Source organism: Kothea flammea (assembly GCF_052161645.1).
Classification (GTDB): Bacteria; Planctomycetota; Planctomycetia; order Pirellulales; family Pirellulaceae; genus Laterigemmans.
Window position 1 is genome coordinate 3,274,328 of record NZ_CP197414.1, and the last position, 25,357, is coordinate 3,299,684.

A 25,357-nucleotide genomic window follows, 5' to 3' on the forward strand; every position below is an offset into this window, starting at 1 on the left:
ACAATTTCCAGCAGCCCGCCAGTTGGCTCGATCGCGAGCCTTGGATGTTGGCCGCTTACGCCACGTTTAGCCGCGATACCGCCGGCCGCCGCTATCCGGAACCGCCCCACCCCTATCGTGGTCCTTTCCAACGCGACCGGGACCGGATTCTCCACTGCAGCGCTTTCCGCCGCTTGTCGGGAAAAATGCAGGTCTTCACCGGAGATATGGGGGAGTACCATCGCACGCGTCTGACCCACACCTTTGAAGTTGCTTCGGTGGCGCGGACGATCGCCCGCGTGTTGCGATTGAACGAAGATTTGGTCGAAGCGTTGGCACTGATGCATGACATCGGGCACCCACCCTATGGTCATTGTGGCGAGGATGTGTTGGCGGCCTGCTTGCGTGACCATCACGGTTTTTCGCACAACCAGTTCGCCCTCACGATTGTTGAGGAGTTAGAACAGAGATTCTCCGGCAACCCAGGGCTGAATTTGTCTGCCGAGGTGCTCTCCGGGCAAGGTTTCCGCGCCGACAAAGCGGGGGCGGCGCGGGGAGATTCGCCGATTCTCGAAGTCCAAGTCGTCGATGCTGCCGACTCGATGGCCTATGACGCACACGATGTCGACGACGCGGTGCAAATGGGTTTGTTGAGTATGGAAGAGTTGGGCAAGCTGCAAATTGTCCGTCGAGCGCTCAAACAAATTCGGCGGCGTTTTGGCACCCTGCCCCCCACCAAGTTACGCCCCGCACTTGTGCACGAATTGATCGATCTTCAAGTCGGTGACTTTATTCAAAACGCGCTGGAACAGCTCGTGCCTTTCATGGCGCGGCGCAGCGACGAAGTCAGCATGGCGGGGGTGCGACTCGTTAATTCCAGCACCTTGGCCGGTGAGCGGCAGGAGCTGGAATCATTCCTCTTCGCCAGAGTGTATCGCCATCCCCGCTTGTTAGACGTCCGCAGCGCGGCGGAAGCACGGTTGGAATCGCTCTTCTGTGAACTGGTGCGTGAACCCCAACGATTGCCATTACGGTTTCGCCAGCGTAGTGAACGCATCGGTACTCAACCTGCAGTCGGTGAATACTTAGCTGGCATGACCGACCGTTTTTGTGACCAGCAGTTCGAATTACTGAATCGCGGTTCGGGCCCGCTCAGCGACTGGTGAGCACTTAGAACCTATAGGTGCTTAGATTCCCAGCCAAGCTGGTAACCAGAGGCTGATGGCAGGGAAAAATGTCACCACGGCTAACGTCACGAACAGCGGCACCAAGAAAGGGGCAATACCGCGAATAACAACGGGCAAACTGACTCCCGTGACCGAGCCGAGAACGTAAAGCACCAAGCCGATTGGCGGTGTCAACAATCCGATCACCAAGTTCAAAATCATCACGATTCCCAAATGCAAGGGATCGATTTGAAAATGAACAGCAACGGGCAGCAGCACCGGCACGCAGATCAGCAACGCGGCGGTCGGCTCGAGCAGCATCCCCACAACCAACAAGAAAACATTCACTAACAATAAGAACACAAGTGGATTGTCGGTTAATTGCAGTAAGCTGTCGGCGACCATCTGCGGCCCTTGCTCACGAGCGATAATCCAGCCAAAGAGGTTCGCCGCGACCACGATAAACATGATCACCCCCGTGGTGGCGCTAGTCTGCAACAGGACGTCCAGTAGTTTGCGGATCGATAAGGCTCGATAAACAAAGCCTAGCAAAATCATGTACATCACGGCCGCCGCCGCAGCTTCGGTGGGAGTAAACACACCTCCCAAAATCCCTCCTAGAATGATCACCGGTGTCAATAAGATCGGTAGTGCCGCGAGTAGTGCGGGAAGCCAGTCCGGGGTTTCGAGATCGTTGCTCGTTTCGGGGTTGGGTGGATACCGCCGCACATGAAAAAAAACGTGAATGCACAACAGGCTTGCCAACAACAAGGCTGGAAACACACCGGCAAAAAATAAGCCCCCCACCGACACTCCCGCAGTCACGGCGTAAATGATGGCCGGAATGCTTGGCGGCATGATTGGCCCAATCATTGAGGAAGCTCCGGTCAAACCGACCGAAAATCCGGTGTCATAGCCAGACTTGCGCATGGCCGGGACCAGCACCGCTCCCAACCCGGCCGCATCCGCGATTGCCGCACCGCTCATCCAAGAAAACATCACGCTGCTGCTGACGTTGACATAGGCCAAACTGCCAGGAATGCGTCCAAACAAACATCGCAGCAAACGAAAGAGACGATCGGCAAACCCGGCTGCATTCGTCAAATAACCAGCCATGATAAATAACGGGACCGCCAACAACGGAAAGCTATCGACCCCGGCAACGGTCCGCTGAATCGCGATCCCTAACGAAATCTCCTCAGCTAGAACGACGTAACCCAAACAGGGCAAGAGCATCGCGAAAGCTACCGGCACGCGGATCGCCAACAGCACGATCATGCCCAGCAATAGAATCAATAACGTCACGAGATCTATCCTGGCTGGGAAGTTGATGAGGCGGGGTTGGCGGGTTTAATGCGGAGGCCCAAAAAATTCGCGAACGCGTGCAGCGACATTAACGCTAAGCCGACGCTGGCCGCTCCGTACCAATAACTTTTCGAAATGCCCGTGCTCGGCGAGCCAACTGGATAGACCCGCAACACGAAAGGCAAACCACCGATTAACAACATCAAACAGGTGATCAAGATGATCAGCGAGATCAGAGCTGTTAGCGACCATCGCCAAGGCACGTCACCAGTTGCCTCTGAAATTTGGTTGGCGCTCTCGTCCTGGCTAGCCGTGCTTCGTAAATCGACCGCGATGTGCTGATTGCGAGCCAGCACAAAGCTGGCGGCGATGAAGGTCAACCAGATCATTGCGAACCGAGCAATTTCTTCGCTCCACGAAAGTGGCGTCTGGAAAACATACCGGGCGAATACTTGAGCTCCCATCACCCCCAAGACAACCAACAGCAAACAGACGGCGATAAGCTGTTCAGCCCGCACCAAACGCGTCAGCCATATCTCCGCCGTATCTTTCCAGCCTCGATGCATCACAACTCTCCCTCAGCAGGTTCTTCCGCCGCCGTGGCTATCTGGTCGTATAGTTCACTGAAGGCAAAGCCCTCGGCAAAGTAATCGCGAGCCCGCTGTCGAAAAGCCTCCACGTTTACATCTTCGATAATTTCCATCGTGCCATCTTTTCGCCAGGCAGCTAACAACTCGCGTTCTTGCTGTTCGATGCCAGCCACGACTTGGCTGCCCAGTGCTTGGACGCTGCGGAGCAAGGCTTGCTGTTGCTCGCCGTCGAGTCGCTGCCAGGAACGCTCGTTGATCAGCACTTGAATGGATGATTGAATGTGGCCGGTTAACACCAGGCACTTCTGCACTTCGTGAAAGCCCATCGAATGAATCACCGGGATGGGATTCTCCTGGCCGTCGGCAATGCCCTGCTGTAAGGCCATGTAGACTTCTGAGAATGACATCGGCATCGGGCTTGCTCCTAAAGCGGCCCCCGACTCTTGCCAGACCCTGGCCCCGGGCATCCGCAGCCGAAAACCGGCTAGATCATCAGGATGTCGCAACGGACGATTGGCGGTGATGTGGCGAACTCCGTAAGCCCAAGTCGCCAACACGCGAACCCCAAACTGTTCACGCAATGCTGCCCAGTGGGGTGCCATCAAGGGACCGTCGGCGACTTGCTGCATATGGTCAAGGTCGGTGAATACATACGCGGCGTCAAACGCGCCCAGCGGCGGATGCCACATCGCCAGGAATGACGGACCGGCGATGGCTAAGTCAATCTCCCCGGCGACCAACTGTTCCAGCAACTCGGCTTCGCTGCCAAGTTGTCCAGCTGGATAGACATTGACGCGTAGATCGACGTTAGTCTTCGCTAATTGATCATTGAGTTGTGAAGTGCCAAAACGATGGGTGGGACTGTTGACTTCGTAAACATGCCCCAGACGCAGCTCCACAGCACCCTCAGAATCACTCGGGCGACAGCCGGCAAATAGCGAACAAGTAAGTGGAAAACCCACAAATAGCAAACCACAGGCTACCAACAGATTTGTTCGTGGCCGCACGGGGTTGCTGTTGCCAGTTCTGCCCACGATGAATCGGCCTGTGGTGGTAGCTAGATTGAAGTTCATCTCGCCGTGACCAGCGTTAGGTGGGAAAACACCTACCATAACCGGCTCGCAACGATCCAACAATCGCCGTTAAGCTTCGTTAACGAGCATCTTTTCATGCTCTTCCCAGAAGGTGACATACTCCTTGTGGTTCTGAATGATCTCCTTGGAAAACACCGCTTTGAGCAATTCTTCCCGTTGCGCAATGAAATTCCCCTCGTCTTTGGGAGAATTCGGCAGGAAGATGGGTGCCGGCTTGTCATAGACAATCGTGGCGCCCTCGCTACCGCCGGCGTGGTACTGGGAGAGTCCCAACACACGGTCGCTGACGTACAACGCTTCGTTCAATTCGTGCGTGACCATCAAGATTGTGTACGGTGGCTTTTCTCCGGCGTCGCGAGCTTTTTGGTTGTCCGCATAGAGGTTCAGTAGCATCAGCTGGAGATCTTCCCGCGTCGCTTCATCCAAGGCACCGAATGGTTCATCGAGCAACAACAACCTGGGCCGCATGATCAACGCTTGCGCCAAAGCCACCCGTTGCCGCATCCCTCCGGAGAGTTCCTCTGGGTATTTTCCTTCGACGTTTGCCAAGCCGACGTCCTTGAGCAGTTGGCGGGCGTCGGCTAATTGCTGGTCCTGTAATTTTTTCCATTTGAAAAATTGAAACACCCGAAAAGCGGTCGTTGTGGAATCGAGTTTCAATCCAAACGCGACGTTTTGCTCGCAGGTTAGGAAGGAAAAAAGCGAGTACTTTTGATAGACGATGCCACGATCTCGACTGGGCGAACGATAAGGTTTGCCATCCATGATGGCCTCACCTCGGTCGGCTGGATGAGTCCCTAGAATCGCCCGGAGGAGCGTCGACTTACCACATCCGCTGGGGCCGACCAGAGCCACGATTTGGCCCCGGCCAATCGAAAAGGAAACTTCATTGAGCACCTTATTGGAACCGAAGGCGTGTCCAATTCCGCGACACTCCAGCACCACGTCATCTGATCTTGCTACCATTGCTGATGCCTTATTCGCCGAACCAAGGACAAAGTTTACGTCGCAACCAGATCAGGCCGTAGTCCGCAAACAGGCCAAACAAGCTCAACAGAAATAAATACACGTAGGCGACGGTCATGTCGGCTCGCTGATAGAAAATTCGCAGTCGATAGCCGATCCCCTCGCCACCCGTCCCGGCCATCCACTCGGCAGCGATCAAGAACACAATTGCTGGGCCAATTTGCAAACGGATCGCATCGATCACGCGGGGCAAGACTTGTCGGTAAATCACCTCGTAGATCAGTTCGAATTGACTCGCACCTAGCGTATAAGCTTTGTAAATTAGCTCTTCGGGAACATCTTTTCTTACATTTGCCGAAATGCCTTGCGCCAGCGTGGGGACCATGCCGGCCAGAATCATAGCAATGTACATCTCGAAGCTGGTTCCAACCAAGATTAGAAAAACTGGAATCACACCTGTCATTGGCACCTTTGCCAACAACGCGAAAGGGGGCAGTAGGAAAGCATCGATGCGATCGAAGCATCCCATTAAGATCCCAACCACGACCGAGCAAATAATTCCCACCAAGAGGCCGACGAATAATCGTTTGCCGGAGACAAAGAAATCTTGCAGCAACCAGATTTCTTTGCGGACGAAACTACCTTGCTCACTCGTCGCCCGCACCCAGCCCTCGCGGTAGAGCACGCCCCAAGTGGGAATTGAGCGATCTACCGCATCGGGTTGCTCGGCGATGCTTTGCCATTTCTCAAGTTCGGCTTGCTGCTTGGCTGACCGGTCCTCGATGGCAGCCAAGCTGGCTATCTCAGTCACGGCAACCGCTTGCTGTTCACTCCGGCGTGTAGCTTGACGCCACTCTGCCAACGCGGTGTAAGCAACTAGCAAGGTGACGCAGCCGGCTAAACCCAGCAGCAACCGCGAGCGTCGAGAAATGGAAGTTCGAATCACTTATTTGCCCGCTTTGAATGCTTCTAAGTGGGAAGGATCAAACAATAGTTGCTTGCCCGTTTCGTCGCCAAAACCATACTGCGGGTCGCTGACTAGTTCCTGATCCGTGCAAAACTTGTTGACCGTCTGCATCGTTTGCTTGAACTCATCGCCCGTCATCAGCGTGAGCCCTTGGTCGGCATCGCTGTAAAACTGGGTCTGTTTGACAACCGTTTTCATGTCTTCCAGCCCCAGGCTGCTGAACTTCTTACCGAGCTCGACCAACACCTTGTCGCCGGTTTCGGGTTTCGCCATTTCCTTGTTCATTTCATAGAATGTGGCGATGATCGCTTGGGCAAAAGCCTTCCCACCTTTCTTTTCCAGCACGTCTTTGCCGACGACCACCATGTCGACAATTTCCCCAGGGATTTTGCTGGAGTCAAAGAGAACTTTCGCATCGGGTCGGTCATTAAGTGTTTGCAGCACAAACGGGTTCCAAACCATGATCGCTTTGTGCGTTTCTTGGTTTTGAGCCATTGCGAGCGCGGCTGTGGCGGGGTCTTGATTGCTGAATTTAAACTCGCTGGGATCTTCTCCCATTGCTTCCAGGCCTCGGACGAAGCCGTACTCGGAAACGGTGCCTTTCAGGCCGTAGGTTTCAACCCCTTTGAGTTCTTCCAAGGTGCTGATCCCGGCCACGATGCAGGCATCGGCACCGTTGCTGGTGCTGGTCGGTAAAATAGCCACGCCGTCGCGACCGGGGCTGACAATCAGGGCATCCATGTTGGTCATGCAGACCGCGTCACAATTGCCCGTGGTGAAGAGGTTCAAGCAAGTATCGTAGGGAGCTTCGTTGAGCACGATGTCAACATTGTATTGCTCTTCAAACTTACCCATTTCTCCTTCTGCGCCGTTGATCAAGTCAAGTTCATCGGCAACACCAAACACGGACCAGCTGGGGTACTCGCTCCAGGCCAAGGTGAAAACTTCGGGAGTTCCCTCGGCGGCCAAAGTATTGGTTGTCACAGTTGCCGCTGCAGGTTCTTCTTTTGAACCGCAGCCGTTGGTTGCCAGCAAGCCGACAAGGATAAGACATTGAAATGTGAGATACTTCATTGCTGAAAGTCCTTAGTGTGTGTTAGAAAATTAGTGAATTGTCCAGCTAATCACTGTGCCAAGTTACTGTTCGGGAATTTGCGTACGCTCGACGACCGGCGTCGTCTCTTCGGCCTGAGCGGCCAACCCGATCAATTGATCGAATTCATCATTCGCTTCACTCGCTTGGGCGAACTCCATGAATTCCTCCTCGTCACGTTTGGTATCCAAGCCAGCAATCTCCCGGCTCATGCGAGCCGACGCCCCCGCTTTGTTGCGCAGCTCGCGCAGTTCGCGAAGTTCTTCTGAGGTGCGATCTTCGGCCAGCCCCGTCATCATGTCGGCGATCTGCTTTTCCTCGGTCGCCGACAACACAGTAGCCACCGCATCGTGCTTTTCTTCGGCCAGCCGTTCGAGGTCTCGCATCTGGCTCTGGATATTAACTTTATGACCTTGGATATTGTCTACCAGGGCGTTCAAATCGGCATCAATTTCGTTGGCCCGTTGCTGTTTTTCGGCCAGCGTCGAGCTGAAGTCTTTGAATGCTGCTTGGCAACGTTGATACTCGGGATCGGCTTTGACGGCCACCGGATCATTTCCCAGCCGCATCGCAACCTTGCGAGCCTTGGCGGCTGCTCCCGATTTGAGTTTTTCTAATTTTTCGATTTCGCTGGTGAGCGTGGTCAGTTTTTGTTTTTTGCTTTCCTCTTGCGCAATCATGGAGGCGATAGCATCTTTATATTGGTTGATTCGCCCGCGTTTCTCTTGGATGATGCGGTCGTAGTTGGCACTCATCACACCTGGGTTCATCCGCAGCGTTTCACTGGCCTTGTTAATCCGAAAGGTAATTAAATACAAAAAGGCTCGCGCATACTTGCCGATCGCTCCAAACATGTTCGTCTCCAGTATTATTGAAAATGTTGATACTTTAGTGGCTATCCGAAAACCGCGAGAAACTGCTGCCGCCGCTGCAGCCTCAAACGACTCTCGGATAGGCACTTACTCAAACTCTTGGGCGCTGAGATCGACTTTGCGTCCCAGGCCACTGACTCGTTCTTCGGCTCGTTTTGCCACCTGCATGGTAGCGTCTAGTTCTTCTCGTAATTTGCTCAGTTCGGAATCGGAATCTTGCAACCGAAAAGTGTGGAATTGCTGGATTGAAGTTCCCAGGTGATCGATTGTCTCGGCAACTTCCTGGATGACTCGTCTCCGTTCCTCGAGCAATTTATGTTTGGCGGAACCTTGCAGCTTGCAGGCTCGAGCCCACAATTCGTGCGAGTATTCCAAGTGCTTGACGGCGGCCATGAACAAACGTTGGACTTGAGCCAACACGGGTCGCACCGCACCGGAGAGTTGACCTTTTTCAACGTCCTCGACAAAACTCTTGTACAGGGTTCTCAGATCGGAGAGGTAGGTTTCCGTGTTGGGGTCGTCATCGCCCGAGAGCCGCTCGGTCAAATCGTCCAACTTGCGCTCCTGCTCCAGTTGCTGTTGGGCATTCAAGTAGGTGAACGCATCCTCGGTGATTTTTTCAAGGCCGAAAATCAAGCGTGTCGCCAGCACTCCCACACCACCCATGACTCCAACCAAACCAGCCAAGTTCAAAGCCAAGCTGCCGTCGACGCCCCACGATAGCATCCACGCGCTCAGCCCGCCGGCAATCGGAATGATCGACCATGGGGAAGCGAATAAATCGAGCAGCACTTTCTTGCGGACTTTGTCCATCATTCAAACATCATCAGGGATCCTCTGGCTCGCGTTGGAAATTTGCGTGAGCCGCCACAGCTGAATTTTCAATAAGGTAACTGCCCCAGCTTAAACGTGACAGATGTGTTACCGCTGGGCTCGCTACCGACCGCGCGAATTCGGTTTTTGTCGACGCCCCGGCTGATCAAGTAATCTTGAGCGACCTGGGCGCGACGGATGGCGATTTGCTGATTTTGTTCGATATTACCTCGCCTCGACGCATCACCGACAATCGCCACATATAGGCGTGTGGCGTTCAAGTCGTTGGCCAATTTGTCGAGCGTCGACTTGCTGCGAGCCGTCAAGGTGGCCGTCCCGCGGGGGAAAACTAGTTTGGGCACATTGGCGACTCCCACGCTCGACAGCTGACCCCATTGTTGCTCCGTCAGCGGAGGCAGTCGCGTATCACGAACCGTCTCGATTTGGTCGCCTGGATGAAAATCGCGGATGTTTTCCAGCACCTTGGAGTAAAACCAAAGATTGGCTTTTCCGTCTGAGGGATCCCGCTGGATGCCACCGGTTGTCTGCAGGACGTCAATCAAGTTGGTAATCACGTCTTCGAGGTATGGCAGTGATTTATCGTTGAGTAAGCCGAAATGTGCCAAGTTCTCTTGCGTATTTTTCCACCACACACCGTCTACCAATGTTTCCGCCTGCTCCGCAGTCAGCGGGGAATCATTGGCTTTCGCGTCAGCCTGGATAAGCTGCAACATGCTGGAGCGATCTCGAAACTCGTAGACTGAGGTTAGATAGGCTTTGACAAAATCCTCCATCACTTCTGGTTTTTTCAGCACAAAGTCGCGGCTGGCGACGATCACATCGACAATCGTGGCGGGGAACTGAGAACTGTCAACGACGACGTGCATCGCTGGGTTCGCCAGCATTTGCGAAACGAAGGGTTCCCACACCACATAAGCGTGCAAATCTGCCGGCTTGGAATTCCTATACTTGGTAAAGACTTCGCTGGCATCTCCAACTTCGGTGAATGGTCGCGTCCCGATTTTGTCGAGATCAAAGCGGCTCATCACAACCCGCGTCAGTGTTTCGCTGGGTGAGTTCGGAGTTAGGATGAAGCGGGTGTTGGGATCATTGAGCGCATCGACATTGGGTATTTTTTCTTTGTAGGCCACAATCGCATCGGCGCCGGTGGTCTCGTCGATAACGGCGATAATCGTGGCCGGCATGTCGTTCATCTCCGCGCTGGTTTTAATTAACGCATCGATGGTAAAACAGGCGAGTTGGGCGTCACCATTCTTTAGAGCCGCGAGTCGAGCCGTATAGTCGGCTCCGTCATCTTTCAGGTTTAGCCGAATTCCAGCTTTGGAAAGCTGCGTGCGAAAGTTGTCGCTGCGGAGCACGGCATAGCCGCTGAACGAATCAAGTTGGAAATCGACCGTGTGTTTATAGCGGGAGTCTGAGCTGCTTTGCTGTAACCGCCGGCGCGCCTCGTCGGCTTCCGCCGCTGCCTGCGCAGCTTGTTCCTCGCTCTCGGCTTGCTCGACTGCTGGCCGGAAGATCAGTTTCCAAGTCAGCACACCGACACCAAGTATCATCACCCATAGCAGACAAGCAGCGACTAGCTTTCCTTTTGACAACTTGATGCCTCCTGGGTGGGAATGAGGTGCATTATTCTGAACAGTTGATTTTTCGACGAGCTATTTATAAACAGTCAATTTCTTGATGGACTTGCTTGAGCTGCCGACGTTAGCGAGACGAAAACTTCGAGATCGCGCGTCCGACGATGATCACGGGAATCAGCAGGAAAGCCAGGATGACGATCAGCGATGGCCCATTCCCCTGCTTGGCTCCTCCGCCTGTGTTCATGGGCGTCGATCCGCTCGCCATCGGCGGATTCGCGATTCCTGGATTGCTGTTTGCTGCCGGCGCACCGCCGATGGGTAAATTGCTGGGTGTTGAAAGTTCCCTGATGGCCGCCGAAGCGAGTTCCGTGGGGAAGCCTTCGAGCAATTCAAAATCACTGACCGCCGCATCCCCATCGTCGCTTGCCGTCTCGGCCAATACCGATGAGATTGCTTGTTGCAGCGAATCGGGATCATCGGCCTTGCGATAGCTGTTTGCTCGTTTAGCCAAGCTGTGTTCACCTGGCATATCGACCCCGATGACATCGACCACGATACCGCGAGCTTGAATTTCCGGCAGGTATTGTTCGACCAAGTAGGCGTCTCCAGCCTCTCCGTCGGTGATGATCAGCAGCTTGTAGGTACCGTAGAATTGCTTGAGGCGAGCTTCCAGCAAAGCATCTGCGGCAACTTTCATATGTTGGCCCAAGGGTGTGCTCCCCGAGGCTCGCACGTTGTTCACTTGTTGAACAACCTGCGATTTGTCGAGTGGCCCGAAGGGAATTACCCAGGGGTTTTGCGGGCGATTCAGCACGACCAGTCCCACATTGGCGTCGCTGGGCAATTGCTGCAGCACCGTTCCAATTGCCGACTTGGCGGCGGCCATTTTCTGCAACGATGGTGTGTTGCGAATAGTCGCCTCCATCGAACCGGAATCGTCCAGCACGATCACGACGTTTTGCTGCGCCGATGCTTCAGCTGCCAACAGGCAAAAAAGTAACGGAAACAGTGCTAAGCGATTGGTTCTGGACATGTTCGACCTGCGGAAGTGCGACAGTGAGTTAAATAGGGGACGCTGGGTACCGAATTACAAGTCAAAGTCGGAGTCAGTGAGGGTTTCAGCAGCGACTTTAACGATGCGGAATTCGACACGCATGTTCTGCAAGGCATCCTCGATCGATTCGGGTTTCGAAATAACCGGCTCGCTGATCCCGGCTCCTTGGGGTGCTAACTGTGCGAGGTTGACGTTAATATCATTCTTCTCGGCATATTCGACGATCGCTTTCTTGACCGCGTCGGCTCGCGAGAGCGAAAGATTCATGGCGGCTTGCATCGTCTGCATGGGGCTTTCACCGGCTCCCTCGAAAGCACCCGACTGAATCAACTTCGTTAGAGTTTCCGTCTGTTCCAAATCCAACCGCTGACTTCCACGATCAGTCTTGAGGAAATACTGGTAATTGCCCTTCGTGCCGTTACGCGTGATCAATCCTTTGGCGCTACCAGCTTTGATCAGATTGACCAATGTCTTTGTCGGATCGGAGTGTCCGCGAATCACCACAACGGCGCCGCCAAAGGTGCTGGCCGATTGCAGGGCGCGACGAAATTCGGTTCCATAACGATCGACGGAAAATTCCGTTTGATTCGGTTCAAACTTGATCGTAAAGCTGACGATCGTATCGGAATCCAACTCGTCATCCGGGAACATCTCAAGGCTCTCGGCTTGCAGCTTCTTGGCCGGTTCCTTGTATTCGATCCCAGCGATTTTGGCGATTTCGGCGTAGTCGAACGAATTCGCATCGAAGCCGTTTCGCGTTTTTGCATAGCCCCACTTCGTTGCCAAATCGAGGGTGGCGGTGAGCTTGGCATCGAAGCCGCTGAGGTTGCCCGATTGCTTGAAGAAGGCGATTTGGCCTGGCAGACCGACGAAGCGGCAGTCCAGCAGTAAGCCATGGGCGTCGACTTCCAGAGTTGGCAGTACTTCTTCACCAAAGATCGATTGGCTTTGCGTCAGCAGCGCTCGATATTCGGCCGACATGCTTTGGGTGCTTTCAAATGCGGCTCGCATTTCCACCACTTCGTTCGTGGCGGCCAAATAGCCGGCGACAAATTTTTTGACAGTTTCGGTGTTGGCCTGATACCAATCGGAGCGAACCACATACACGTCTGCGATCGAGCGGGTCATGTTCTGCGTCGAGACTAACACGCGGGCCCCTTCGACACTGCCTTCTGCGCCAGTGCCTTCTGAGTCAAGCCCGCCGGTCAAGCCGATCATGTCCGGTGTGATCACGCAGCAAGCGTCGATGCTGGGATCATTGCGGAAAGCATCTGCAGGACCGTCGGGGCCGGTCAGGTCTTTCACGAAAACGATTTCAACATCTTCGCGGGACAAATCGGCAGCATCCAAAGCGTCATACAAGAGTCCCACGTGCGGGCCGCCTTGTTGACAAGCGATCTTAACTTTCTTTTGATCTTGCCGCAGGTCGTTAAGCGTTTTGAATTGACTGCGGGCAACGATGTGGTCTCCAGCACTCCAGGAGAGTTGCAGGATCGTCACCGGCTTGGTGCGCGGGTCACTGCCGATCACTTCGCTGGCCTGTCCCAGCATCCGCATGGTGCCGCGGAGAAACGGTGATTTGCCGCTCATGTAATCGCGGACTTGTTGGACGAAATCGTCCCCCGCCGTGAGGTTCACTTTTAGTCCGAGGCCGTCAAAGATCGTGCCCGATTTTGTTTGCAGCCCGCCATTGGCATGAAAGGTGGCCACGTCCCCACCCCAAGTGATGAAGGGGATTTGCAGCGTCGCTTGATCGGCCACGGCGCCGACTTGGACGGGGCCGACAAGTTTCGAAAACTGCTCTTGGGCGACTGTCGGCAACGTCAAGCACGCTACCAGCGTCGAGGCCATGAATACCTGCAGTAACCGTCTCATATCGGCAATTCCCTGTTCGTGTGATGGTGAAAAAATGTTTGGCGGGATGTAGACTAGGGCCCCGCCAAAAACGACTCAAGGCGCTAAAAGTCGGAGATTCCGATAAATTTAGCACAGGATTTAGCGCATGTGTTGGACAACTTAACTCACCCCCTGAGCTTCCAAGCGGCTGATTTGGCTCTCCCAATCCTGCCGCTGCTCGGGAGTGACATCGCCGCCCGGCAACAAACATCTTCGCGTTGTGTTGAGTAAGGCTTGCAAGGTTTGATACTGACGAGTGGGGCCGATCGCCGGCGCGATGATGTCGTGAATCAATTCCAGCACCTTCTCGGTCGTCTCGGGGCGAAACGCTTTTAGTTGCGAGCGCAGGGCGGCAAAGGCAGCGGCTGAATAACCAGCCTCCAAAATTTCCTCGTCCAATTTTTTCACCAACGCGTCCAGTTCTTCCCCTGCGAGTTTGACCGGACCTAACATCCAGCGAATGAATTGTCGGCGATCATCACCCTCAGGGTCTAGAATCGGAATAATCAGATCGCCGACTCGGCCCGGTCGGCGGATGTCGGGCGAGAGCAAGTGAATTCGCGCCGTCATCAACAGCCAAATCACGCGGCCTCGCAACCGCGGGTCGCTCATCATCGCTTGAATCTTGCCGGTCAGCCGCCGCTCCGTCTGATGGGAACCGGCGTCGACACGACCAAATTGAGTATCTGCTTCGTCAACGAAAATGACGACTTTCTCCAACGCCTCGAGGACTCGCCGCAACCGTTCGAAGATGACGTCGGTTTGGCCAAACCACTGACTGCGGATGCTCTTGAGCACCAACACCGGCACATCCAGTTCAGCCGCTACCGCTTCGAATATAAATGTCTTTCCACCCCCGATCGGACCTGCCACCGCTGCCCCGGGCAAGGCTTGTTCCCCCTTGGCTTTGAAGCGAGGAATCAACTCACGCTGCAAAAATGCTTTCAGATCGGTCGCTCCCACGATGGCGTCAAGCAAGTGATGAGGCTTCTTAAATTCAATCACATCATCGCCGAGTTGGCTCTGGATGAATTCCTCAACTTTGATGATGACTTGATCAGGGGTGATCGGTTCGTTGGCATAGGCTGAGCCGACTAGTAATTGCCGCACTGCGTGCAATGATAACCCCGCGCAAAATTCGGCCAACTCCTGAGTCCCCGACCACAAACTGGGCTTCTGCGAACTGGTCGCGATAAAGTCCTCCACGTAATGCTTGCGTTGTTCCGTCGAGGGCGCCGGGACGTCGATGGAAAGCACTTGCGGCAAACGCGACACGCGGGGATGGATCAAGCTTCTTGAATCGGCAACGAGGCAGACCGAGTCGGTGCCGTTGATGAACTCAGGATCGCAGAACCAATCGTTGACGATGCTGATTCGCCGCAATTGGCGATCATTCAAAGATGAAACGTCGCCGCTACCAACCGGCAAGAGCATATCGGCCGCTTCGATGATGATCACCAAGCTACCGCGCAGCGAATGCCGCGAACAAATGGTCAACTGACGCATGAATTCGAGCGCTTGCGTCGAGTTGCCAATCGATGACAGCATGAATTGGTCAAACTCCGCTCGCAACTGTTCGGCGAGGTTATCCTTGGAACGCATCTCACGCAAAATCAGCGTGTCCGCATCGACGCCGCTCTTCCAATGTACCCAAGCATCACGCAAGGCCCGCGTGTCCGCTTCGTTGAGTCGTATCGGGCCGTTCAATTCGTAAACCAACTGAATCAGGTGTTTCACCTGGGCGCGTTTACAGATCATCGGGATCAACGGGACGTAACCGTCTCCATCCCAAAACAAATCATGGATGTTGCCTGCTAAAATTACCGAGCGAGATTGGCCCGAATTGAGAATCTTGGCAAATCGAGAGAAGAACTCGTAAGAGGGTTCCATGACGATCGTCGTTTCCTTGCTCGCAGCTGACATAGTGAAAAATGTACTCGCCGCACGGCACAACGATGTTTTTCGCCTGTCAACGGGTTGCCGAACATTCAGCCTGCCATAAATGGCAACTCCTCCTGCCGAGCTGTCTTTTTCGCGGCGAAATCTGTCGCGGCGTTAGCCCAGGAATTCGACACCCGCCAAAAAACGGTAAATCCCTTCGTTTTACATCGCAGCGGCGTGGTCTTGCTAGTCATTAGAAGCTATACCCGGCACCCCGGAAGCCCCCGCGGCGATTCTCGCAAAACATTTAGCGTTCAACAAGCCGCTTGCCGAAGAAAAAGTCTCGTCCTTCGCTGTGCGCGAGCAGCGTTCGCTCCGCCTTTTGCGTAGCAAAAGAAGCCGCTAACCGACCGCTAGTTCCGAAGCGAAAAGTTACTTTTCGCAGCATGAAATCGATTATGATCTGCGGTTGCTTGCGGTGATCAAAGTTTTTGTAGTGCTATTTGTTGATATTACTCGGGGCTAACCTCGGGGCTAACCTCGGGGCTAAAACTGCTCGGGAAACTGAAATCGTGAATTCCAGATTATCCATTCTGTTTGCTGTTTGCTCCGTCAGCTTGTTTTGCTGGTGCTGCAGCACCGACGCCGATGATCCGCCCACTACCAATCGGTCTGCGGAGACCAAGCCGGTGGTCGCTGTCACGGCCGATCACGTGCAACGGGCGCGGGCCGGAACTCGCCTGTTTCAAGAGCAGGTCCGCGAGCTGTTGATTGACAATTGTTTAGATTGTCATGGTGGCAACTCGGTCAAAGCTGATTTTGATTTGTCGACACGTGCCGCGCTCATGCGCAGCGGCTACGTCGCCGACACGGCAACGGATAGTCACTTGTTCGACCTGATTACCCACACTGCCGAGCCCCACATGCCGCTGCAAGCGCCACGGCTGACGGAGGCGGCCATCGATAGCATTCGCCGTTGGATCGATTTGGGCGCGCCATACGACCGTCCGCTTGTCGACCAACCGCGAGATAAACAAACAGCGTCGATGTCGGTGACCGACGTTGACCGTCGCTACTGGGCGTTTCAGCCGCTGAGACCGGTGGCGATACCCGGTGTCCCAGAGCCCGAGTGGTGTCGCACGCCGATTGATCGCTTTATTCTGGCCCGGCAGCAGATGATCGGTGTTCATCCAAACCCGCTGGCCGAGCCGCGAACGTTGGTGCGACGCGCGATGTTTGATCTGCACGGTTTGCCAGCCACGTCCGAGCAAGTCGAACACTTCGTGGCGAATCAAGGTGATCCTCAAGCATGGTCGAATTTTGTCAATCATCAGTTGGCTTCTGAACATTACGGAGAACGCTGGGCGCGCCACTGGATGGATATCGCTAGGTTTGCGGAATCACATGGTTATGAACAAGACTACGATCGGCCACACGCATACCATTATCGTGATTTCCTCATCAAGGCTCTTAATCAAGACTTGCCATATGATAAGTTTTTGCAGTGGCAATTGGCCGGGGATGAGTTGGCTCCCGAGAATCCACTCGCATTGATGGCGACAGGCTTCTTGGGTGCTGGCGTGTTTCCCACTCAATTGACCGAAGCCGAATTCGAATCAGCCCGTTACGACGAACTGGATGACATGGTGACCACCACCGGGCTGGCTTTCTTGGGCTTATCCGTCGGCTGCGCCCGTTGTCACGACCACAAGTTCGATCCTATTCCCGCAGTCGATTACTATCGCTTCGCGGCGACCTTTACAACCACGATTCGCAGCGAAGTTGAACTGGAGTTGGAGCCCGAAAAAAGTCAGCAACTGGAGTTGGCTTGGCAGCGTGAATTGGAGGCCAAGCAAGCGGCACTGATTAAATTCGAGCAAACCGAATTGCCCGCGAAGTTCTCCGCTTGGCTCGCTGACTACGAGCCACAGGAACTCACGGGGCCCTGGCAAACGTTGCGACTGATCGAGCTGGAATCGACCGCCGGAACGGTTTACCAGCCACAGCCCGACGGGTCTTGGCTGGCGAGCGGTTCACCAGCGGCTAAGGAGGTGCTGCGGATTCAAGCGAAATGGCCCGCCGGCACGGCTTACAAACTGCGGCTCGAAGCACTGCGCGATGCATCTTTGCCACACCAAGGTCCAGGGCGAGCCGATAACGGTAATTTCGCGCTCGGAGATCTTCAGCTCAAAGTCGGCTCGGTTACTGCTGGTGATGATGGTGCTAGTGCTCTGCCGATCGTGTTCAGCGGCGCCTCGGCCACTCATCAGCAAAACGCGGGAACCCTCTCGGTGTTGGCGTCAATCGATGACGATCCCATCTCAGGTTGGGCAGTCGATCAGGGTGGCATCGGTCAAGATCAGGCGGCAGTGTTTGAGTTCGCCAAGCCTATCGTTAGCACTGATGCTCAAATGGCATTCGTGCAGTTAACGTTCAACCATCCCAACACAAAGCACGCGATCGGGCGGTTGCGTCTCTCGCTGGCGAGCGACCCCGCTGCGCCCACGATTGTCGGCGGTGAATCGATCTCAGCCGAGATTCAATCCGCTTTGCAAACTGTCATGCAGTCGGGGGATCGTACCTCTCCCGCCTGGCAGACGGCTCAAGAGTGGTTCGCCACGACATTGCCCCAGTGGGTAGAACTGCGGCAAGCGTGTCAGCAGTTAATTGCCGGGGGACCGCCGCGAGAATTGACCAAGGCGATGATCAGCAGCGAGGGCTTGCCCCCGCTCCAGCATCACGCGGATGGTCGTGGTTTCCCCCATTTTTATCCGCAAACTTTTGTGCTCAATCGCGGTGACGTGGGGCAGAAGCAAGAAGTCGCTGAGCCCGGCTTTTTGCAAGTGCTCACGCCGGCCGACCGCAACGCGGGCGATTGGCGAGTTGATCCCCCGGAGAGTTCCAGCGTTAAAAGTTTTCGCCGAGCCAGTTTAGCAAGCTGGATGACCGACGCGGAACATGGTGCCGGAGCCTTGGTGGCGAGAGTCATCGTTAACCGCGTTTGGCAACATCACTTCGGTCGCGGACTGGTTTCCACCCCGAACGATTTTGGAGTTTCCGGGGAACCTCCCACCCACCCCGAGTTGCTCGAGTGGTTGGCTCATGACCTGGTCCAACATGGTTGGCAATTAAAACGACTGCATCATCTGATTATGACCAGTAGCGTCTATATGCAGTCAACCGCTTATGATAACCAGCGTGCGACGCTCGATCGTGAAAATGAAACGCTCTGGTGTTGGACTCCGCGACGGCTGGAAGCTGAGGCGGTTCGCGATTCGATGTTGGCCGTTTCGGGCATGCTCGACCGGACCATGTTTGGACCGGGAACCCTTGATCCAAATATGAAACGTAGAAGCATCTACTTTTTTATAAAACGCAGTAAGTTAATTCCCACGATGATGTTGTTTGATTGGCCCGAGCATTTGGTCAGCATCGGTCAGCGCTCCAGCACAACGGGTGCGCCGCAAGCACTGATGTTTCTCAATAGCCCACAAGGACGTGAACTGGCAAAGGCTTTCGCCGCACGGATTCCTGCTAAGGAAAATCGCGAGGAGATGCTGCGGTCCGCTTATCTGCTCGCCCTCGCTCGCCAGCCCACTCGGGATGAAGCAGCTCTCGCTGAGCGGTTCCTCGACCAACAGACCTCTATCTATCGTCAACAGGGAATTGCGGACGCCCAGACCGCTGCCCTGGTCGATTTCTGTCAAATGCTGATGAGTACCAGCGAGTTCATTTACATAGAGTGATTTCCGGATATTGATCTGTCGTGATCGCCCGCCATTGACGATTGGATGATAAAATGACGCACACTTTCATCGCTGCTAAGAACGTTTGCTTGGAACAAATATGATGATTCAATCCCACCCACAAGTCGGCGAGCAAACACTCTCATCGTTGCTCGATCGGCGTCGCTTTCTAAGTCGCGCAGGCTGTGGTTTTGGCTTGCTCGGCTTGACTGGGTTGCTCCATGAGCAAGGGTTGTTGAGCGGCCGAAGGGTTGCAGCGGCTGATCCATTGGATGACCGCGCGTTGCGTCCATTAGCCCCCCGCCAAGGGCATTTTTCAGCGACCGCAAAGCGAGTCATCTGGGTGTTTATCAACGGCGGTCCGAGCCAGGTGGATACTTGGAATTATCGCCCTGAATTGACCAAGTGGAACGGTAAATCGATTCGCGACTTTGATGCCACTTTCAAGAACACCACTGGCTTTTTCCAACATTCGGTGGGCAATCTGATGCAGTCGCCCTTCAAGTTTTCACCTCGAGGTGAAATGGGCAAAATGGTGCCGGAGATTTTCCCCGAACTGGGAAAACATGTGGACAAAATGGCGTTCATCCTGTCGGGTCATACGGAATCCAATAATCATTCCCCCGCCTTGTTTGCCATGAACACCGGGATGCCGCGGATGGGGTTCCCTTGCGTAGGCTCTTGGGTCACTTATGGGCTCGGCAGCGAGAGCAGTAACTTGCCCGGCTTCGTGGTCATGAGTGACCCGCAAGGTCGTGGTTTACCCAAAGGTCACGCTGCAAATTGGAGCGCCGGTTATTTGCCAGGTGCCTATCAGGGGACTTACTTGCAGCCTCGCGGCGAACCGATCAACAACCTATCGCGAGCGGATCAATTGACGGATCTGGCTCAGCGAAACCAGTTGAACTTGTTGCGAGAACTGAATGGGATGCATCAGAACCAACATCAAGCTGTGGGAGAGTTAGCAGCACGGATTGAGAGCTTTGAGCTGGCTTACCGCATGCAATCGGCCGCTCCGGAAGCGCTCGACATTGACGCGGAACCGCAGTACATCCAAGAGCTCTACGGAGTCGACGACAAACGGTGTGATCACTTTGCCCGTCAATGCTTGATGGCGCGGCGATTGGTCGAGCGGGGCGTGCGGTTTGTGCAGATCTATTCCGGTGGGATGGAGAATCAACGCTCCTGGGATGGACACGTCGACATCGAGGGGAACCACCGCCAGTTTGCCGGGGAGACCGACAAGCCGGTCGCCGGTTTGCTGCAAGATTTGGCGGCTCGCGGTCTGTTAGATGAGACATTGGTGGTCTGGTGTGGCGAGTTCGGTCGATTGCCGATCGCACAAACGGGTGCCAAACCGGGGCGCGATCACAACCCCCACTGTTTTTGTGCTTGGTTGGCCGGAGGCGGCGTGCGCGGTGGAATCGATTACGGGGCGGCTGACGAGATTGGTTACAAAGCTGCCGATAACAAAGTGCACATCAATGACCTGCATGCCACCATTTTGCATCTGTTAGGAATTAATCACGAGGAGTTGACTTACAAGTACAACGGGCGGAGATTTCGCTTGACCGATGTGGCTGGCGAAGTGATCAAGGAAATAATCGCTTAGGGCTCGGCTTGGGGATCGGGGGCTTGGGGATCTGTGTTCAGGCTGATTGGATCCTTAATATCAGGTTGCCAGCCAAATCGCTCCTCATATAAGTCCTGAATCCAGATTTTGACCGGCGCCTTCCAAGGCTGACTGGGTGAGGGAACATTCTTGACTAATGTCTTCGGGTTCATGTCCAACGCTTTGGCTTTGCGAATGTCCTCCATGTTCAAACGGCAGACTTTTTTGGCGTCTGCCCAGGCGGCATCGTGTGTTTCCTTCTTTGGCGATTTTTTCTTGGGTGTTATCAAACCGGCTTCAAGATCTGCCCGACGCGCTAAGAGATTTCCCTGCCACTTGTGATGGACTTCGCGAATTCGCTCTGATTTAGACGTCTCGGCATCATCAGGTTCGGTGGCTAGCATCTCCTCAAAACGCTTGATCAGATACCCCGTCTGACGAGCGAGTTTGACATCCTCGTCAGACAGTTGATGCGTTGCCTGAAACTCGGCCCATGCGGCCTTCAGCTTCTTTCGCCGTTTTCGTTTCATTGAACCCATGCGGTCTTTACTCCCCAAAGACTTTCTTGTTGCCGGCGTGATCTTCGTGCTTTGCAACGATCGGGAAATAGGTGCCGTCTCCAACGACGGTTGACGAACGGAGACACTAGTGATGGTTTCTGCTGTTTTGGACTCGATAAATTCTAATTTTCCCTATGAATCAAAAACAATTTGTTGTCGTTGGTGGTAGCCACGGCATCGGTTTGGGCATCGTCAAGCGATTATTGGCCGCTGGCGGGGACGTCACGGTGGTGTCGCGTACCAAAGAATTTTTAAATGATTTGAGTGGCGTTCGCCACATCGCTCATGACGTCACTACCGACTTGCTTGATCCAGGCCAACTGCCTGCCGCGATTGATGGGTTGGCATATTGTCCGGGGTCGATCAATTTGGGCCCCGTGCGGGGACTGAAGCCGGACGCGATGGTGGCTGATTTTAATTTGAATGCGGTCGGTGCGATCAAATGTGTGCAAGCTTGTATGAAGGCAATGCAAGCCGCGCCAGCATCCTCATTGGTGATGTTCAGCACAGTAGCGGTTGCCCAAGGATTGCCGATGCACGCCTCGGTGGCCGCCGCGAAAGGGGCTGTCGAAGGCCTGGCCAGATCATTGGCCGCCGAGTTGGCGCCGAAGATTCGCGTGAACTGCATCGCACCCGCCCTCACTGCCACTCCCCTGGCTGCTCGTTTTCTCTCTAGCGAGCAGAAACGTGAGGCGATGGCGGAGAAGTATCCGCTCAAACGAATCGGCGAAGTTGATGACGTGGCTGCGCTGGCCGAGTTCTTGCTGTCCGAACGAGCAAGCTGGATCACCGGGCAAATCATCGGTGTCGACGGTGGCATGTCGAATTTGCGACTATGAGCGATGGTTGCTCATGATCAAATTGACCACGCGAGCTTAGAACAAGCTTCTCAATCGTGCGCCCCAACCCGTTGGCTGCTGCTCCGTTTCCGCATCCGTGGAACCGGTTTCCAACATCGCGACCCAGGCTTCGGGACTGTCGCCGGCATCCTTGCCGGTGATTTGGCGAAGCGAGGCAATTGATGTGTGGCGGTAGGCCAACTCGGGTTCTTGCAACGCCAGCTTGAGCGCGTCGGTAACGGGCTCTCCGCGGTGATTGCCCAAGCTCTTGATGGCTGCTAGGCGGACATCTTTATTGGCTTCGCTGTTGACCGCAGCCACTAACATCTCGGTAGCTGCGGGTTCTCGACGGGTCTCCAGTGCGCGCGCTGCGATCATGCGAACTTTGAAGTCGTCGTCATCCAAGGCGGTGCGGATAATCGGCAAGGCTTCGGAGACTTGCGCTTTCCCGGCCGCCTGAGCGGCTAGCCCCCTCATGTGGGGGCTGTCGTCGTGTTCCATTAGTTTCGCAAGTTCAGCCATCCAGCGCTGCTGTTCTCGCGGCGGCATATCCTCGACGCGATCAACTAACGTGCGCAGTTCCTCGGCCCGCTGATGATCGGTGGGGCCAAGACGCTCGGCAGCAGGCCACTGATGCATGCTGAAGAATGGATTCGCTTGCTTTAAGGCGTACATCGGGCCGTCGTGGCACCCCGCAGCAATCAGCAACGAGCAGGCAATCAAGCAGCGCGTGGAGAGCAAGGAAAGCAAAGTTGACTTTTTTGTGACTGAACGCATGGGTCCCTCAGCGTCAAGGATGTTGCGCCGGGGGTGTATCACAACGAGACGACCGCGGGCAAGCCCATTTCAAATGGAACCGTGGCAGCGAAGGTTGCTGCATGCGGGCAAGAAAAAACTCCCATGCTGTGGCAGCACAGGAGTCGGATGGCATCGATGCGGATGGTCACTGCGGGAACTTACTGATCGCTTTCCTTTGATTCGCCGGGAATCTTCAGCTCGATCAGTTCGACCGTGTTGACGCTCTTCGTGGCGGGTGTTTCATTCACAGCCTTGACTAAGCCGCCCGGTACTTGGTCGGACGACCAAGAATGGGTGAACATGTCACCCGCTTCGACTCGCATTTTGGCTTTGAACCACTTTGCTTTGATTTTTCTGCCGAGCATTTCTAGTTCTTCTTCACCGGTGGCGGTAACGCCTTTGGGCTTATTTGGGTCAGGCCGCTCCGCTCCCTTAGGCAGTCGGTAGATGCGGGCGTTCTCGGAGGTCATGGCGGGATACTCTTGTCGGGTGCCGTCGGGCATGATCGCAGTCAGTTGCCGCTCGATCGTGATCCGATCTGCTGTTTTTGCCTTTAACCGCAGCGTGAACTCCTGAATGTTCGAGTTCTCGCCAGCTTTCGTCGTCGATCGATAGCTGACTGTCGAGCCTACGGGAAAATCCTTCCAGTTCCGGAATACAGGGTTGTCTACTTCTTCTTGCGCGTGGCTTTGAGCAATATCAACAGTGCCCAACAAACCCAAGGCCATCCCCAGCGATAACGCCAAGCGAGACGCCATGTGGGAACAGGACAACCGAAAAGGTGGTGATGATTGGATGGTCATGAGGGGTTCCTGGAGTGTTTCTAAAGCTCTTGGATAAGAGACCTGCCGGCTATGGGTATAGCAGTTTGCGGCAAATTGAAAAGCGATCCACACACGATCTTTATAACCGCTATTTTTTTCTCGAGGACCGTTCCGAGTTCGGGAACTCTTGTTAAGAAACTATGAATCTTAATTGCGTTGCATCAGCTACATGGGTGCGTCCAATGATGGCTAATTTCCCCTAGCGAAAGGCTCATATCATGGCACCTTGTCATTGCTAATCATTTCTTAATGTTTTCTAAACATGAAGTTTAGTCGAATTCAAGTTTGGTGACATGGAAGGTGATTCGATTGCTCGTTATACCATTGCTATCTCGCTTCGAGCTGGCCTTGCCCGAAGCATTCACCGCAATCGATTTCATTTTTCCCACGTTCAGTAGACAAAGGAGTAAACAGGGATGCTGCGAATTCAAGGACAGCGACACCGCGGCTTCACATTGGTGGAGTTACTTGTGGTCATCGCCATTATTGGGATTTTGGTTGGCCTTTTGCTGCCAGCCGTGCAAGCCGCTCGGGAAGCAGCCCGGCGGATGCAGTGTCAAAACAATCTTAAGCAGATTGGTTTGGCCTCGTTGAATCACGAGAGTGCTTTCCAGCACTACCCACAAGGACCGATGGATGGTGACCCCGAAGCGGTGACACCTTCAGGGTCTCCCAACCCGTCCGGGTACAACTACATTGAAACTCCACCTGCTTATGGTGGAACCACCTGTTGCCGCGCGGCGACTCGTCGTGGCTGGAACCAGTTCTATAAGATTTTACCTTTTATGGAAGGTGAGAATATCTATCAATTGGGTCGTGATGATCCGCCGATTTGGCCAAACTTTCCCAACAACGGTGGCGAAGATGATGTGGCAGCGGTTGCGATCGCGACCTACTACTGCCCCACGAATCGCCCTCCCCAGCTGTACAACAACAACCTTCGCGGTCGTCTTGACTACGCGGGCTGTGCTGGATTTTTCCAAGGGGAGACCATTGAAGCTACCGGAGACGTTCCAGCGCCACCGTTGGGGTTGATGCCGATTGGCGACGAGCGAGCGAATGTAAACCAAGGTAACACCGCTGGCCGCCGCGGTGCGATTGCTTGGGCTGGCTTCGGTGTCAAGCGTCGATTGGCTGAATTCACCGATGGCTTGTCCAACAGCATTGCTTACGCCGAAAAGTGCACGCCTATGAAGCGTCAAGGTGCCGATGGTGGCGACAACGAGCGTTGGAACAACAGCGGCTGGGATGAGGACTGTGTGCGTTGGCACTTCGCCCCCGTCTCCAATCACCTCGCCCCCGTCTTCCGACCTGGAACAACCTCGTCGACCGCTTGGCGTCGCATGTTTGGTTCAGCTCACCCCGCTGGTTTGAACGCCACCCTGGGTGATGGCTCGGTTCGCTTCTTCCCGTTTACCGTCGATGCCAACGTTTGGCGTTTGCTATGCGTGATTGATGACGGCGAAGTGATCAACGGCAGCCAACTGTAAGTTTTCACTTTGGCTATTTGGCTAATCCCAAGCTGAGTTAACTTTGTCTCGCCGCCCGCATCGAATTTGTCGATGCGGGCGGTGGTCTTCAGTTTACAGATGACATTTATACGGATAACCAATCGAACCACCATTAGCCGTTTTGGCCCTAGCCACGGTTCTTTTGGTATTTGAGAGATCTTCAATATCGGAACCTCACGTCTAACTACGT

20 protein-coding genes are annotated in these 25,357 nt (G+C 54.5%); 5 read left to right on the forward strand and 15 right to left on the reverse strand.

Going from position 1 to position 25,357, the window contains the following annotated elements; translation table 11 throughout:
- The first annotated feature begins 44 nt into the window (after positions 1 to 44).
- The gene (gene dgt / locus SH139x_RS12550; protein ID WP_488356011.1) at positions 45 to 1,145 is read left to right on the forward strand and encodes a dGTP triphosphohydrolase; all 1,101 of its coding nucleotides are present in this window, start codon (positions 45 to 47) and stop codon (positions 1,143 to 1,145) included.
- Positions 1,146 to 1,166: 21 nt separating this feature from the next.
- On the opposite strand, the gene SH139x_RS12555 is transcribed toward dgt, so the two are convergent.
- The 12 genes from SH139x_RS12555 to SH139x_RS12610 all read right to left on the reverse strand — a co-directional run bounded on the left by SH139x_RS12555 (position 1,167) and on the right by SH139x_RS12610 (position 15,286).
- Positions 1,167 to 2,450 carry a TRAP transporter large permease gene (locus SH139x_RS12555; RefSeq protein WP_488355548.1) on the reverse strand — a complete coding sequence of 428 codons (1,284 nt, stop codon included), beginning with the start codon at positions 2,448 to 2,450 and terminating at the stop codon, positions 1,167 to 1,169.
- Positions 2,451 to 2,455: 5 nt separating this feature from the next.
- Positions 2,456 to 3,016 (reverse strand): TRAP transporter small permease, encoded by a 561-nt coding sequence (locus SH139x_RS12560; RefSeq protein ID WP_488355549.1) that lies wholly within the window; start codon positions 3,014 to 3,016, stop codon positions 2,456 to 2,458.
- Positions 3,016 to 4,047 carry a DctP family TRAP transporter solute-binding subunit gene (locus SH139x_RS12565; RefSeq protein ID WP_488355550.1) on the reverse strand — a complete coding sequence of 344 codons (1,032 nt, stop codon included), beginning with the start codon at positions 4,045 to 4,047 and terminating at the stop codon, positions 3,016 to 3,018. Before SH139x_RS12565 ends, SH139x_RS12560 begins: the two co-directional genes overlap by 1 nt.
- A gap of 135 nt (positions 4,048 to 4,182) precedes the next feature.
- Positions 4,183 to 5,100 (reverse strand): ABC transporter ATP-binding protein, encoded by a 918-nt coding sequence (locus SH139x_RS12570; protein WP_488355551.1) that lies wholly within the window; start codon positions 5,098 to 5,100, stop codon positions 4,183 to 4,185.
- Positions 5,101 to 5,110: 10 nt separating this feature from the next.
- A complete protein-coding gene (locus SH139x_RS12575) occupies positions 5,111 to 6,046 on the reverse strand; it encodes an ABC transporter permease (protein ID WP_488355552.1) in 936 nt (311 codons plus the stop codon).
- A complete protein-coding gene (locus SH139x_RS12580) occupies positions 6,047 to 7,141 on the reverse strand; it encodes a type 2 periplasmic-binding domain-containing protein (protein ID WP_488355553.1) in 1,095 nt (364 codons plus the stop codon). It lies immediately after the preceding gene.
- A 63-nt stretch (positions 7,142 to 7,204) separates the two neighbouring features.
- Positions 7,205 to 8,014, reverse strand: a complete 810-nt coding sequence (locus SH139x_RS12585) for a PspA/IM30 family protein (RefSeq protein ID WP_488355554.1) — start codon at positions 8,012 to 8,014, stop codon at positions 7,205 to 7,207.
- Positions 8,015 to 8,119: 105 nt separating this feature from the next.
- Positions 8,120 to 8,848, reverse strand: a complete 729-nt coding sequence (locus SH139x_RS12590; RefSeq protein WP_488355555.1) for a hypothetical protein — start codon at positions 8,846 to 8,848, stop codon at positions 8,120 to 8,122.
- Between the two features lie 65 nt (positions 8,849 to 8,913).
- Positions 8,914 to 10,461 (reverse strand): OmpA family protein, encoded by a 1,548-nt coding sequence (locus SH139x_RS12595; protein WP_488355556.1) that lies wholly within the window; start codon positions 10,459 to 10,461, stop codon positions 8,914 to 8,916.
- A gap of 109 nt (positions 10,462 to 10,570) precedes the next feature.
- Entirely contained in the window at positions 10,571 to 11,479 is a 909-nt protein-coding gene (locus tag SH139x_RS12600; RefSeq protein WP_488355557.1) for a vWA domain-containing protein, read from the reverse strand.
- Between the two features lie 54 nt (positions 11,480 to 11,533).
- The gene (locus SH139x_RS12605) at positions 11,534 to 13,375 is read right to left on the reverse strand and encodes a hypothetical protein (protein WP_488355558.1); all 1,842 of its coding nucleotides are present in this window, start codon (positions 13,373 to 13,375) and stop codon (positions 11,534 to 11,536) included.
- Between the two features lie 141 nt (positions 13,376 to 13,516).
- A complete protein-coding gene (locus SH139x_RS12610; protein WP_488355559.1) occupies positions 13,517 to 15,286 on the reverse strand; it encodes an AAA family ATPase in 1,770 nt (589 codons plus the stop codon).
- Between the two features lie 563 nt (positions 15,287 to 15,849).
- On the opposite strand from SH139x_RS12610, the gene SH139x_RS12615 reads away from it, so the two are divergent.
- Positions 15,850 to 19,023, forward strand: a complete 3,174-nt coding sequence (locus SH139x_RS12615; protein WP_488355560.1) for a PSD1 and planctomycete cytochrome C domain-containing protein — start codon at positions 15,850 to 15,852, stop codon at positions 19,021 to 19,023.
- A gap of 100 nt (positions 19,024 to 19,123) precedes the next feature.
- On the forward strand, positions 19,124 to 20,635 hold the full coding sequence (locus tag SH139x_RS12620) for a DUF1501 domain-containing protein (RefSeq protein ID WP_488355561.1): 1,512 nt from the start codon (positions 19,124 to 19,126) through the stop codon (positions 20,633 to 20,635).
- Here the strand turns inward: SH139x_RS12620 and SH139x_RS12625 are convergent.
- A complete protein-coding gene (locus tag SH139x_RS12625) occupies positions 20,632 to 21,165 on the reverse strand; it encodes a hypothetical protein (RefSeq protein WP_488355562.1) in 534 nt (177 codons plus the stop codon). The genes SH139x_RS12620 and SH139x_RS12625 overlap by 4 nt on opposite strands.
- Positions 21,166 to 21,329: 164 nt before the next feature.
- On the opposite strand from SH139x_RS12625, the gene SH139x_RS12630 reads away from it, so the two are divergent.
- On the forward strand, positions 21,330 to 22,034 hold the full coding sequence (locus SH139x_RS12630; protein ID WP_488355563.1) for an SDR family NAD(P)-dependent oxidoreductase: 705 nt from the start codon (positions 21,330 to 21,332) through the stop codon (positions 22,032 to 22,034).
- A gap of 36 nt (positions 22,035 to 22,070) precedes the next feature.
- On the opposite strand, the gene SH139x_RS12635 is transcribed toward SH139x_RS12630, so the two are convergent.
- On the reverse strand, positions 22,071 to 22,811 hold the full coding sequence (locus tag SH139x_RS12635; RefSeq protein WP_488355564.1) for a HEAT repeat domain-containing protein: 741 nt from the start codon (positions 22,809 to 22,811) through the stop codon (positions 22,071 to 22,073).
- Positions 22,812 to 22,990: 179 nt separating this feature from the next.
- A complete protein-coding gene (locus tag SH139x_RS12640) occupies positions 22,991 to 23,635 on the reverse strand; it encodes a hypothetical protein (RefSeq protein ID WP_488355565.1) in 645 nt (214 codons plus the stop codon).
- A 437-nt stretch (positions 23,636 to 24,072) separates the two neighbouring features.
- Here SH139x_RS12640 and SH139x_RS12645 point away from each other — a divergent pair, with 437 nt between their 5' ends.
- Complete coding sequence (locus SH139x_RS12645) at positions 24,073 to 25,146, forward strand: DUF1559 family PulG-like putative transporter (protein WP_488355566.1); 1,074 nt, start codon at positions 24,073 to 24,075, stop codon at positions 25,144 to 25,146.
- Positions 25,147 to 25,357 lie beyond the last annotated feature (211 nt).